Source organism: Haloferax marinum, from assembly GCF_009674625.1.
GTDB lineage: Archaea > Halobacteriota > Halobacteria > Halobacteriales > Haloferacaceae > Haloferax > Haloferax marinum.
Genome location: NZ_WKJQ01000001.1, coordinates 2,096,258 through 2,108,838, shown reverse-complemented (window position 1 = coordinate 2,108,838; position 12,581 = coordinate 2,096,258). Strand labels below are relative to the sequence as shown.

The window sequence follows — 12,581 nt, the reverse complement described above, 5'->3', positions numbered from 1 at the left end:
AGGGGCCTTAGGATTCATCCGGTATTGAAGTTGCGAGTCGTTCCAGTGGGTACGAACAGCCGTTTTCGGCCCCCCACTCTGCCGAATTGCCGGCCTTATCCGCCGAGGAGCGTCGGACCGAATATCATGAGTACGAGCGACGCCAGCATGGTCAATCCGATGGACGTCGTAATCGTTCGGACGACGGTGTGTCGGTCGTCCACTGGGAGTCGCGAGACGATGGCTTCTGTGCCGGTCCGAAGGATTCGACCCCCGTCGAGTGGGTAGCCAGGGATGCAGTTGAACAGTCCCAGTTGGAGGTTTATCCACGCCGTCCAGAACAGCAGGTTGGCGAAGATGAAGACACCGCCGCCGAGGAATCCGAAGGGGCCACCCACCTGGTAGAAGTTGATGACCTCGCCAGTGAATCCGGGGAAGTTGGGAATGCCGAGGACGACAGACGCGAGCGGTAACAGCAGCGAGACGTAGACGAGTTGGAGGGGTGACCCGCCGAAGGCGTTGGCGACGCCACCAGTTCCGTCGCCGCCGTCACCGCCGAGGAGCGAGAGGTACGTCCCAGCGGGGTACTCACGCGTCCCGAAGTCCGTCAAGAGTAGTCCACTCGTTCCGTCGAAGATGTTGACGCCGAGGAAGCCGTTTCCGTCCTGTGGGTTCTCACCGAGCGTCACCGAGACGGTGCGGAACTCCCCGTCTTTGTACACTTCGACCGGGACGGTCTGTCCGGGGTCGGTCTCGTCGAGTGCGAGTTGGAGGTCGGTCGACGACGTGATGCGCTTGCCGTCGAAGTTCGTGACGATGAGCGGTGCGGTCGACTCCGTCGCGTTGTGCAACGGTTGGTCTTCGGCGATGTTCGTGATGTACGCGCCGACCGGAATCGTTCGCTCACCGGCAGACGTGTCGAGACTGGCGAATCGAGAGTCACCGACGGCGGCTTCGAATCCGGCGCGCGTGTAGACGGGCGTCCCGTTGACCGCAGTCACGCGAATCGGGTCACCGCCGGATTCGACAGTGAGGTTCGCCGGGTTGCCAGCGACCGACCCGGCGACGATGAGTTCGCGCGTCAGCGACGTGGTTCGCTCGCCATCGACCTCTACTGTCACCGTTCGGTCGTCGGCAGCGAGCAACGCCGCGTCGAGTTCCTGTGTCGTGTTGACCGACGTCCCGTCGATAGCCGTCACTCGGTCGCCACCGCCGATACCGGCGGCGTCGGCGGGCGACCCGGCGTACGCACCGGCGACGGCGATGCCGGGGGCGACAGAGATGGACCCGATGACGGGACCAAACAGCAACGCGAACGCGACGACGGTCACGGCGAAGTTGTTGGTGACGCCGGCGGCGAACATCCGGGATTTCCCGCCGCGGTCGGCACGGCGTTGGCTCTCTTCGGACGGTTCGACGAACGCACCGACAGGGAGAACCGTCAGCAGGACGAGGCCCATCGACTCCACGTCGATTCCTTCGACACGGCTGAGGACGCCGTGACCACCTTCGTGGACGACGAGACCGACGAGGAGGCCGAAGAGAATCTCCGGAGCGACCGAAAGCGGGAGGAAGTCGTTGACGCCGGGAATGACGAGGAAGTTCTGCGGTTGGTTGACCTGCGACGGTGCAGGCGGGTTCTGGACGATGAGGATGGCCTGGAACAACAGGAGAACGAACGTCCCCACCATGATTACGAGGGCGATTCCGAGACCGATGTTACTCCACGCCCGCCAGAACCGCTTGGGTTCGGCGAGTCTATCGAGTAGTTCTCGCCCGCGACGCGTGTGAACTGTCGTGAGAGGGCCCTGTACGCGGACGTACTCGGGGAGAATCCCGCGGGCACGCAACAGCGCCGCGAGGAGAGAGTAAGCGATGAATCCAGCGAGGATCCACAGCAGCGTGTTCATCGCCCGAATGGAAGCGTCGCGCGCCAAAAGGCGTTCGGGTTACGGTACTCCACTTCGGGGTACGGCATTCCAGTCGGGTCGAATCCTTACGCGTCGTCGTCGGAGTCGTCGTCCGGCGACTCGATTTCGACTTCGACGGCGTCGTCTTCGGTGTCCGACTCCGACTCCGTCTCCTCAGGTGCCGCTTCGTCGCCTGTCGTCTCGTCGTCAGGGTCGTGTTCGACGGAGACGGTCGCGTCGTCGGCCGCCTCATTCACGCCTGCGTCGGCGCTCTCGGCACCGAGTTCGATATCGGTGAACGACTCGTTGCCAGCCGACGAACGGAGTCGGTAGACGACGTACGCCGCACCAGCGAGGAGGACGACCACGAGGAAGAGGCGTCCGAGTGACCGACCACCGGACGAGTCGTCAGCAGTCGCTGCCTGTTCGGAGTCGGCGTCGAACTCTTCTAATTCGACGTCGAACTCTTCTTGCGATTCCTCGACAGCCTTGATGAAGTCGATGAGAGACATATGAGGTCACTGCGGCGGGGCCGCAAACGGGTCGCTCGGGGAGAGCGAACCGTACCGAGAGTACACCCGACGAGAACATAAGTCGTCCCCCAGAAGGTCTTTAACCCAAGACGGAACCATCCGAACCCATGTTCGAGAGTTCCACCTACGAAGTCCGCCAGAAGGTCTCTATCGGCACCAAGTACGTCGTCTACGAAGCCGAGGGCCCAGGCGACGAGACACCGATTCTCTCTGCGAAGAAGAAGAAGTTCAAACTGAAAGAGGACTTCCGACTCGACGACTACGAGACGGGCGAAGAACGTTTTCGCGTGAAAGCAGACAGCGTCCTCGACGTGTCGGCGGCGTACGATATCGTCGATAGCCAGACTGGTGACCGCGTGGGCGCAGTCAAACGCGGGGCGTTCTCCTTCGCGAAACACACCTACCAACTGCTCGACTCGAACGGGTCTGTGGTCGGCCGAATCGTCGAGGACAACGTACCGATGGCCGTCGCCCGCCGGTTCATCACGACGCTCATCCCGTTTTCGTACCGCGTCGAGAACGCCACCGGCGACTCTGTCGGTGCCATCGACGAGCAGTTCTCACTGCGCGACACCTACTCCATCGACCTCGAACGCGACGACATCGACCCTCGACTCCTCGTCGTGGGAGCGGTCGTCATCGACGCGATAGAAGAAAACTGACTGGCGTGGGTGGTCGCGTCGGACGTGACAGCGACGTCAGGCCTCGCGACGGAGGCGCGTGACGACGAAGTCCTGTTCGAGTTCCCCGAGGAACTCACCGAGACGCGGACCCTGTGTCGCGTCGAAGAAGAGGCGATAGCCGGCGGCGAAGAAGTCGCCCATCTCGATGTCGTTGCGACGGGCAGTCTCGTAGATTTCGCCCTGAATCGCCTCGCCGTCGTGGTTCTCCTCGACGAAGTCGGCCAGTTCGTCGAGTGCCGTCTCGACTGCTGGGTCGAAGTCGAACTCGGGGAGGTCGACCTGGAGGCGGTAGTTGTACGCGTTGTCCATCTTCTCGGCCCAGTGACGGGCGCGTTCGACACGAGCGAGTGCCTCTTCGACCACGTCGTCGGGCGTGTCGTCGTCGAAGAAGCCTTCGTTCGTGGCCATCTGCTTGCGGAGGTCCTCGTCGTCGGTCATCCCGAGGACGGCAGCGAACGTGTACGGAAGTCGGACGCGGTCTTCGCGCACCTCGTCGACGACGAACGGGTAGGCGCGCTTGGCGAACCGCGTGAGGTTCTCGTCGTCGACGTCGCCGAAGTAGGCGCGTTCGAAGCGGTCGAAGTCGTCGACGAGTTGGTCGAGACGCGAGAGGTCGAGGTCACGGGCCTTCCGCGGGTTGAGCGCGAAGAAGTACCGGAGCACCTCGGGTTCGAGCAGTTCGAGCATCTCCGAGACGGTGACGATGTTCCCGGCCGACGACGAGAGCGCTTCGCCGTTGAGCGTGAACCACTCGTAGACCATCGGAATCGGTGGTTCGAACTCGAGAACGTTCTCCGCGATATCCTTGCCGGAGGGCCACGACCCTTCGGCGTGGTCCTTGCCGAACGGTTCGAAGTCGACGCCGAGGACCTGCCACTGGCCGGGCCACTCGAAGCGCCACGGCAGTTTGCCCTCGCGGAACGTCGCCGTTCCCTCGTGGCCACAGCCGTCGATGGTGTTGTCGCCGACGGTCATGTCGGTACAGACGTAGTCGACGGTTCCAGCCTCGGTATCGACCGACGTGACGGTCTCCGTAATCTTCCCGCACTCTTCACAGACGGGGTTGAACGGGACGTAGTCCGCGTCGACTTTCGACTGGTACTTCGCGAGCACCTCACGTGCGGTGTCGATGTTCTCGAGGACGTGCTCGACGACAGGGTCGAACTCGCCGTTCTCGTACATCTCCGTGTTCGAGAGCATCTCGACTGGGATGTCGAGACGGTCGGCGTCGGCTTTCAGCAGGGCGGCGAAGTGGGCCGCATAGGACTCCTCTTCACCGAACGGGTCCGGAATCGACGTGTAAGGCTTGCCGAGATTGCGCCCGAGTGCGCCGGCATCGACTTCGCCGAGACCGACGATGTTTCCGTCTTCGTCGGCGAGTTTGCGGGGGAGTTTGCGGAGCGGGTCCTTGTCGTCACTCGTGAAGACCTGGCGAACCTCGTGACCGCGTTCGCGGAGCACTTCGGCGACGAAGTAGCCGCGGATAATCTCGTTGAAGTTGCCGAGGTGGGCGACGCCAGACGGCGAGACGCCGCCCTTGATGACGATTGGCTCGTCGGGGTCTCGTGCTTCGATTTCGTCTGCAACGTCGTCAGCCCAGAAATCGCGGTGGTCGTCGCTCGAACCGCCCGCGTCGTCGAAGGCGTCGGGCGAGTCGTCGGCGGCCGCGTCGGAGGTGTCTTCGTCCGTCGTCATCTCACTGGGCCCAGTAGGTCGGTTCGTCGCCGCCTTCCGGGATGATGTCGGTCCCCGAGTGTTCGCCGCGGAGAACCGCGGGTTCGATGCGTTTGGGGTCGGTTCCGTCGAGGACGATGGTCCGCATCTTCGCGCGTTCGATGAGTTTCGCGGCTAACAGGTCGACCGGCGCAGACGAGCCTGCGCTCATCTCGATGTCGGCGATGACGTCGACGAGTTCACCCGCGGCCATCTCTTCGAACTTGGTCGCGTCGGGGTCGCTCTTGGGGTCGGCGCTGAAGACGCCGTCGACACTCGTCGCGTAGACGAGCAGGTCGGCGTCGACGTATTCGGCGAACGCCGCCGCGACGGCGTCGGTCGTCTGCCCCGGCATGACGCCGCCCATCACGGAGATGTCGCCGCGACGGATGGCGTCGCCGGCGTCTTCGTAGTCGTGGGCGACCTTCGGGTCGACCTGCGGACCGAGCGCCGCGATCAACAGACGGGCGTTGATTCGGGTCACGTCGATACCGATTTGGTCGAGTTGGACTTCGTTCGCACCGAGGTCGCGGGCCGCACCGATGTAATCGCGGGCGACACCGCCGCCGCCGACGACGGCACCGATTTCACACCCCTCTCGCGCGAGTGCTTCGACGACCGACGCGTGGCCTTCCACACGTTCTGGGTCGAGGTCCGGCGCGAGTACGCTTCCGCCGATGGAGATGACGACTCTCATTGCACACGGGTATCCGTGAGCGCGTCTTAAGGGTTATCAAGTGCGAGACACCCGTGTCGGGGGGTTTAAACCAGTCTCGCGGCGACTACGGGTATGCGACTGGTCACCGTAGAGACGATCACCTTCATCGTCGTCGGGTGGGGACTCGCCCTCGGGGCGCTCTTCGTCCGGTACTACCGAGGCGAGTTCGACAGTCGAACCGGCCTCTACTGGGTCGTCGTGGCGTGTTTCTCCATCGGGTGGGCGCTCTGGCAGTACGATACACTCCCCGCGACGGCCGACACGCTCGTCGGCGCGCTCGCACCGTGGGTCGCCACGTCGCTGGGCTTTCTCGGTGCAGGCATCTCGCTGTATCTCTATCGGACTCGGCCGACCGGCGACGGTCCGGCCTAATCGGACCAACGGCGTAACCCGAGAAATCTCCTGAGAACCGGAGCAATCTTAAAGCGACGCGGGCCGTGAGCCTCTGTATGTACGTACTTGGCGTGGTCGGTCCGGGGGCAACCGTCCTCTGTGAGCGACTCGCTCCCAAACTGGACGGCCGTGTCGCCACCGTCGAATCGCTTCCGGGCACCGCGAGGCAGTCAGAGACGACCGACGGAGTCAGCGGTTCGTACGGGCTCACACCCGACGGAGATTGGATGGGTGGCGGAGACGACCGGACGCTCGACTCGCTTCTCGACGAACTCGCTGCGCAGTACGACTTCGCGCTCCTCACCGGATTCCCCGAGGCGCGCGTCCCGACGGTATCACTCGGCGGCACAGACGCCACGAACGTCGTCACCGAAGCGGAGGACGTCGACGACATCGACGTCGACGAGCTCGCGGCCGAGGTCGAATCCTTCGAACCGCACGTCACACTCGAGTCGCTCGTCGAGCAGATAAAAGACGACCCACAGGCAGACTACGCGGGTGCGATTGCGACATTCACCGGGCGAGTCCGCGCGAAAGACGCCGAAGGCGACGCACGAACGGTCACACTCGAATTCGAGAAGTACGACGGTGTCGCAGAGGCCAAGATGGCGACGATATCGGAGGAACTCGAAGCGCGAGACGGCGTCTACCGGGTCGTCATGCACCACCGCGTCGGCCGCATCGAAGACGGTGAGGACATCGTGTTCGTCGTCGTCCTCGCAGGACACCGGACCGAGGCGTTCGAAACCGTCGAAGACGGCATCAACCGACTGAAGGACGAAGTTCCGATATTCAAGAAGGAGACGACCGTCGAAGAGGAGTTCTGGGTACACGACCGCTGAGTCACCGACTTGGTCCCGGTCGACTCGTCCGACTCCGGCGACCCCACATTCGGTGCTGATTGGGGTCGATTTTGCCGTGAAATGGTGTTTTTCTAACCACATTCGAGGCATATTTGAGACACATTCATTTAGTATATTATGTTGCGAATAAATCTCCTAAATGGCGTTATAAAATATCTAAGCGTTTCTAGAAGAGTTGTAAAATGGACTCTTTTCGTGGATTCAAGCTGAAAGCGGTCGAACTAATCTCAACGTTCCTTCCTTTATAACACCTTATGGGAGGTATGAAGGAGTGAGGTGTACCAGATGAGCGTTACAGCATCCCCCTCCACCGATGGCAGCTCGAAGGAAGACCGTCTCAAGCAGTATCTGCTCGAACGTGCCAAAGATGGCGAGATGTACTTCAAGAGCAAGTTCATCGCCGACGACGTCGGTCTCTCTCCCAAAGAGATCGGCGCGCTGATGGTCAAGCTCCGCGATTCCGCGACGGAGCTGACCATCGAGAAGTGGTCGTACACGAGTGCGACCACGTGGCGTGTCGAATCTGCTGCCTGAACGACGAACGAGCCGAAAACCCGCCCGAATCACCCCGAGAGACCCCATCTCGACTCACAGAACACCACCCGTCCACCACCACCCGTTCACCACCACCCGTTCACCACCACCACCCGCCTGCCACGACCACTGCCCGCCGAACATCATCGACACACACCCGCCCTAAACACCACTACCTGTTGGGTCGACCCCCAACTCTTCTCTCTGCTAGTCCCCGATTTTAGGGAACTCACCCGTCACTCGTGACTGATACAGCGTGAGCGAAACGTCTCGTCACGGGATTTATGCACGTCGCACGCCTACCGAGTGGCAATGGAACAGGCCGAATCGGCGGACGGACCGCCGGTCGAGGTACTTCGTACGGTCTTCGACGTACAGGAAACACGGACCGACGGGAGACGACTCGTCTACTACGGTGAGTCGCTCGTCCCCGAACAGATGCTCGTTCGGGAGGTGTGGCCTGCGTTCCGTCAGGCAGGGTACGAAGTGCAAGCACAGACGACGGGGTTCGGTGGTACCGACATCGTCGTCGCCGAACCCATCTCGACCGGTATCGACGGGTTCCCGTGGAAGAACCTCGCGCTCTTCGTCGCGACCATCGTTTCGACGTTGTTCGTCGGAGCGGTGGGGTGGTACTACGTACCGTTCTCCGACTTGACCGCAAATCCACTGTTAGCGCTCCAAGCGTGGCCCTTCACCGCCGCTGTCCTCGGTGTCCTCTCTGTCCACGAACTCGGCCACTATCTCATGGGGAAGTACCACGGTGTCAACGTCTCACTCCCGTATCTCATCCCGTTCATCTTCCCGTTCGGGACGCTCGGGGCGATTATCCGCATGCGGGGGCAGATGCCGAATCGAAAGGCGCTGTTCGACATCGGTGTCGCAGGCCCGCTCGCCGGACTCGCGGCCACCATCGTCGTCACCGTCATCGGCCTCTCACTCGAACCGCTGACCGTCCCGGCGTGGGCGTTCTCGAGTTCCAGTGACGTCATCGTCTTCAACAACCCGCCGCTGCTCGACGCCATCGCCGCGGCACTCGGCCAACCGACCGAGTACCCTGACCCCCGGACCGTCGTCCACCCCGTCGTCATCGGCGGGTGGGTCGGGATGTTCTTCACCGTCCTCAACCTGCTCCCGGTCGGCCAACTCGACGGCGGTCACATGGTCCGTGCGATGCTCGGAGAACGACAGGAATCTCTCGCTGCGGCCGTCCCGCTGTTCCTGTTCGGTATCGCGGGCTACCTCTACTACGTCCGTGGCCTCAGCATCAACGAATCCGTCGGCCTCTGGTTCTTCTGGGGCCTCCTCTCGACGTTCATCGCCTACAACGGCCCTGCAGACCCAGTCGACGAGACACCGCTCGGACCGGGCCGCATCGCTGTCGGCCTGTTCACGTTCGCACTCGGGGCGGCGTGTTTCCTCCTCGTGCCGATTCAAGTGATTCCGGCGTGAGGAGACGCAGTGGGGTGGTGTCCCAAAACCAGTTTTCGAAGCTCAGTCACCGCCGTGGGTGTATCCACGGTCCGGAACCGCCTCACCGTCTGCGACGACTTCTGACCCAGTAGTCGCCCGTCCGACGACAGTGAGTGGCACGTCGATTTCGGCACGGGCAGCGTCGAGTTCGTCTTCTGAAATCGTGAACACGAGTTCGAAATCCTCGCCGAAGTACGCGGCGAGGTCGCGGTGGTCGGTGTCGTCGGTGGCGACCGTCTCGACAGCGTCGTGAACCGGCAGCGCGTCCCAGTCGAGTTCGAACCCACAATCGCTCGCTTCTGCGAGTTGGTGGACCGACCGGGCGAGTCCGTCGCTGGAGTCCATCATCGCCGTCGCGGTGTCGCGGAGTTCGACACCGGCGTCGACGCGCGGGGTAAACCGAAACAGGTCGTTGGCACGTTCTACCTCGCCAGCGTCGAACAGGCGCACTGCGGCGGCCGAGCGGCCGAGTTCGCCCGTCACACAGAGAAGGTCACCCGGAGTTGCACCGGACCGAAGCACCGGGTCGTCAGTGCGGCCGATAGCCGTACTCACTGCCGTAAACTCGTGGTGTGTATCGAGGTCACCGCCGACGTACTCTGCGGAGACGGCCTCACACACGTCGCGTGCGCCCTGTACGAAGTCTCCGAGTTCCGCCTCGTCGAGTTCTGGAGCGGCGTAGACAGCGACTGCACACGTCGCCGTCGCCCCCATCGCGGCCACGTCCGACAGCGATGCGCCGACTGCTCGCCACCCAGCAGTGTAGCGAGTCGTCCCAGCAGGGAAGTCGGTGGCCTCGTGAAGCATGTCGGTCGTGACGACGAGGTCGTCGACGATTGCAGCGTCGTCACCGGCACCGGGGAGGTCCGCGGCGAGCAGTCGAAGGGCGGTGCGCTCGTCCATACACCGACCGTGTCTCCCCCGGCAGAAATGTCCATCTATCCAGGTAGCTCTCGGAACAGTCGGCAGACACACCCGAGTTCGTCCGTGTAATCCGGTGGGTTAATGCCTTTCGTGGACCCACTTCGGGCAGATGGCCCGCGAGAATATTCGAGCGACGATACTGGGGTTCGCCGCAGCGTTCGTCGTCTTCGCCGTCCTGTTTTACTTCGCGGGCGTCGACGAACTCATCAATCGGTTGACGATGGTGAGTCCGGCCTTCGTGGCGGGGTTGTTCGTCATCACGATACTCTGGTTGGTGACGTGGGGGACCTCCCTGAAGACAGTACTCGGGGTTCTCGGCGTCGACATCAGCGTTCTGCGGTCGTTCCTCGTCTTCACCGGAGCGATGTTTTCGAACAACATCACCCCGTTCGGACAGGCCGGTGGCGAACCCGTCACCGCACTCCTCATCTCGCGGAGTGCCGACACCGAGTACGAGACGGGACTCGCGGCTATCGCCAGCGTGGACACGATAAACTTCGTCCCGTCTATCACGATCGCCCTCATCGGTGCGGGCTACTACGCGACCGAAGTCACGCTCGGCCGAAACCTCGAAATCGCTCTGGTCGCCGTCGTCGGACTCGCCATCGGCGTCCCCACCGCCGTCTACATCGTCTGGCAGCGACGGTACGAACTCGAACGGAAACTCATCGACGCACTGACGCCGATCATTCAGCGAGTCGCACGATACGTTCCACGCGTGCGCGTCCCGTCGACAGACGGTGTCGAACGCAGAATCAACGGGTTCTTCCGAGCTATCGAACGCGTCGGCCGGAATCCACGCGGGTTGGCAGTCGCCCTGGGACTGTCTGGCCTCGGGTGGCTGTTCCAGATGGTCGGCCTCTGGGTCGCGTTCCACGCCATCGGCGCACCCATCGCCTTCTCGATCGCGCTGTTCGTCGTTCCAATCGGTGCAATCGCCGGCGTCACGCCGCTTCCCGGCGGGGCAGGCGGCATCGAGTGGACACTCGCTATCCTCGTCGCGGCCGCCAGTGGTGCCGTCTCGTTCGACGTGGCGACTGCCGGTGTCGTCCTCTTCCGTGGCTTCATCTACTGGGTTCCGACACTCGTCGGCGGCCTCGTGTTGGGCCTCGAGAGTGCTCGCGAGTGGCGAGCATAACGGCCACATCGTGGGGTGAGGAACCGACATCACGGGGGTGGCGAGCCGACATCGTGGGATGCGGGACCAACACATGCCGACCGGTGCGCAGGAGGCTTCAACTGCCCGTATCAGGCGAATACGATGCCTTTAAACGCCGCGATTAAGAACCCATACCCATGGTAACCATCTATGACGTCCCGGCGGACGCCCTCATCGACGAGGTAGCCGGACGACTCGAGGACCGTATCGAGCAACCTGACTGGATGGCCTTCGCAAAGACCGGTCAGACCCGTGAACTGCCCCCACAGCAGGACAACTTCTGGTTCATCCGTGGTGCGAGCCTGCTCCGCAAAGTCGCCATGAACGGTCCGATCGGTGTCGACCGCCTCTCCACCGAGTACGGTGGCCTCAAGCGTGGCTCGAACCGATACAGTGTCGCAGGCGCACACAGCGACACCGGCAGCAAGAAGGTCATCCGTAAGCTCCTCCAGCAGCTCGAAGACGAAGGCCTCATCGAGACCGCCAAGGGCGAAGGTCGCCGCATCACCGCCGAGGGGAGCAGCTTCCTCGACAACGCCGCGTCCGACGTTCTCGCCGAACTCGACCGCCCGGAACTCGAACGCTACGCGTAGACGACACCGACACACCGAGAGTTCTTCTTTGGCCGCAAACCCGGAGAGAGCGGTCTGTAGACCGGTCCGTAATGGTTTTCAGACATCAGACCGTGCGCTAGTGTATGAGTGGCAGCCCAGACGATGAGCGACTGGAGGAGCTTCGACGGAAGAAGATGCAAGAGCTCCAAGAACAGCAGGCTGGACAGCAAGGCTCTGCAGAGCAGCAACAAGCCGAGGAAGCAGCCCAGCAGCGTGCCGAACAGCAGAAACAGGCCCTCCTCAAACAGTTCCTGACCGACGAAGCACGCCAGCGACTCAACGCGGTCCAGATGTCCAAACCGGACTTCGCAGAACAGGTCGAACGGCAAATCGTCGCCCTCGCCCAGAGCGGCCGTATTCAGGGCCGCATCGACGACGACAAGATGAAAGCGCTCCTGAAAGAACTCCAGCCGGAGTCCAAGAGCTTCAACATTCGACGCCGGTAACACGTGGAACTCGCGCTCCTCTACAGCGGCGGCAAGGACTCCTCGCTCGCCGCACTGCTTCTCGATACGTTCTACGACGTCACGCTCGTGACGGCGCACTTCGACGTCACCGACGACTGGCAACACGCCAGAGACGCGGCACTCGAACTGGGATACGAGTTCGAGACGCTCGAGCTCGACCGCGAAGTCGCCGACGAGGCGGCCACGCGGATGGTCGAAGACGGCTACCCACGAAACGGCATCCAGACGGTCCACGAACACGCCCTGGAAGCCGTCTGTGGACTGGATTTCGACGCCGTCGCCGACGGCACACGCCGTGACGACCGTGTCCCGTCCATCTCACGGGCACAGGCACAGAGTCTCGAAGACCGCCACGGCGTCGATTACCTCTCACCGCTTTCGGGCTTTGGCCGCGGTGCGGTCGACCGTCTCGTCGAGTCCCACCTCGACGTCGAGACGGGGCCGTCCGAAGAGATACCCAAGGCAGACTACGAGGGAGAACTCAGACGACTCATCGCCGACGAGTACGGTGCCGAAGCCGTCGAGGAAGTCTTCCCCGACCACATCCAAAGTTACGTCCACGGTCGCCGGTAAGCAGGTCGCGACGGCGACAGCGTCGGTTGTTCGACTCGCACCTCG

The 12,581-nt window shown here is 62.6% G+C and carries 14 protein-coding genes; 9 read left to right on the top strand and 5 right to left on the bottom strand.

What is annotated here, in order from left to right; translation table 11 throughout:
* Positions 1–95 precede the first annotated feature (95 nt).
* Positions 96–1,889 carry a site-2 protease family protein gene (locus GJR99_RS10715; RefSeq protein WP_151111995.1) on the bottom strand — a complete coding sequence of 598 codons (1,794 nt, stop codon included), beginning with the start codon at positions 1,887–1,889 and terminating at the stop codon, positions 96–98.
* An 86-nt stretch (positions 1,890–1,975) separates the two neighbouring features.
* On the bottom strand, positions 1,976–2,401 hold the full coding sequence (locus GJR99_RS10710) for a hypothetical protein (protein WP_151111993.1): 426 nt from the start codon (positions 2,399–2,401) through the stop codon (positions 1,976–1,978).
* Positions 2,402–2,529: 128 nt separating this feature from the next.
* On the opposite strand from GJR99_RS10710, the gene GJR99_RS10705 reads away from it, so the two are divergent.
* Entirely contained in the window at positions 2,530–3,084 is a 555-nt protein-coding gene (locus GJR99_RS10705) for an LURP-one-related/scramblase family protein (protein WP_151111991.1), read from the top strand.
* Positions 3,085–3,120: 36 nt separating this feature from the next.
* Here the strand turns inward: GJR99_RS10705 and lysS are convergent, their stop codons facing one another.
* Positions 3,121–4,800, bottom strand: coding sequence for a lysine--tRNA ligase (lysS, locus tag GJR99_RS10700; RefSeq protein ID WP_151111989.1), 1,680 nt, complete (start codon positions 4,798–4,800; stop codon positions 3,121–3,123).
* A 1-nt stretch (position 4,801) separates the two neighbouring features.
* Entirely contained in the window at positions 4,802–5,515 is a 714-nt protein-coding gene (gene pyrH / locus GJR99_RS10695; protein ID WP_151111987.1) for a UMP kinase, read from the bottom strand.
* Positions 5,516–5,608: 93 nt separating this feature from the next.
* On the opposite strand from pyrH, the gene GJR99_RS10690 reads away from it, so the two are divergent.
* The 4 genes from GJR99_RS10690 to GJR99_RS10675 all read left to right on the top strand — a co-directional run bounded on the left by GJR99_RS10690 (position 5,609) and on the right by GJR99_RS10675 (position 8,778).
* On the top strand, positions 5,609–5,908 hold the full coding sequence (locus GJR99_RS10690; RefSeq protein ID WP_151111985.1) for a hypothetical protein: 300 nt from the start codon (positions 5,609–5,611) through the stop codon (positions 5,906–5,908).
* A gap of 77 nt (positions 5,909–5,985) precedes the next feature.
* Positions 5,986–6,771 carry a molybdopterin synthase gene (locus GJR99_RS10685; protein WP_151111982.1) on the top strand — a complete coding sequence of 262 codons (786 nt, stop codon included), beginning with the start codon at positions 5,986–5,988 and terminating at the stop codon, positions 6,769–6,771.
* A 306-nt stretch (positions 6,772–7,077) separates the two neighbouring features.
* A complete protein-coding gene (locus tag GJR99_RS10680) occupies positions 7,078–7,326 on the top strand; it encodes a DUF7123 family protein (RefSeq protein WP_151111980.1) in 249 nt (82 codons plus the stop codon).
* A 312-nt stretch (positions 7,327–7,638) separates the two neighbouring features.
* Entirely contained in the window at positions 7,639–8,778 is a 1,140-nt protein-coding gene (locus GJR99_RS10675; RefSeq protein ID WP_151111978.1) for a site-2 protease family protein, read from the top strand.
* A gap of 42 nt (positions 8,779–8,820) precedes the next feature.
* Here the strand turns inward: GJR99_RS10675 and thiL are convergent, their stop codons facing one another.
* Positions 8,821–9,702: a thiamine-phosphate kinase gene (gene thiL, locus GJR99_RS10670; protein WP_151111976.1), complete on the bottom strand. Its 882-nt coding sequence runs from the start codon at positions 9,700–9,702 to the stop codon at positions 8,821–8,823.
* A 130-nt stretch (positions 9,703–9,832) separates the two neighbouring features.
* Between thiL and GJR99_RS10665 the strand changes: the two genes are divergently transcribed.
* From GJR99_RS10665 to GJR99_RS10650, 4 genes are all read left to right on the top strand, one after another.
* Positions 9,833–10,861, top strand: a complete 1,029-nt coding sequence (locus GJR99_RS10665) for a lysylphosphatidylglycerol synthase transmembrane domain-containing protein (RefSeq protein WP_151111974.1) — start codon at positions 9,833–9,835, stop codon at positions 10,859–10,861.
* A 158-nt stretch (positions 10,862–11,019) separates the two neighbouring features.
* Entirely contained in the window at positions 11,020–11,475 is a 456-nt protein-coding gene (locus GJR99_RS10660) for a 30S ribosomal protein S19e (RefSeq protein WP_151111971.1), read from the top strand.
* 104 nt (positions 11,476–11,579) lie between these two features.
* Positions 11,580–11,942 carry a DNA-binding protein gene (locus tag GJR99_RS10655; RefSeq protein ID WP_151111969.1) on the top strand — a complete coding sequence of 121 codons (363 nt, stop codon included), beginning with the start codon at positions 11,580–11,582 and terminating at the stop codon, positions 11,940–11,942.
* A 3-nt stretch (positions 11,943–11,945) separates the two neighbouring features.
* Complete coding sequence (locus GJR99_RS10650; protein WP_151111967.1) at positions 11,946–12,536, top strand: DUF7411 family protein; 591 nt, start codon at positions 11,946–11,948, stop codon at positions 12,534–12,536.
* Positions 12,537–12,581 lie beyond the last annotated feature (45 nt).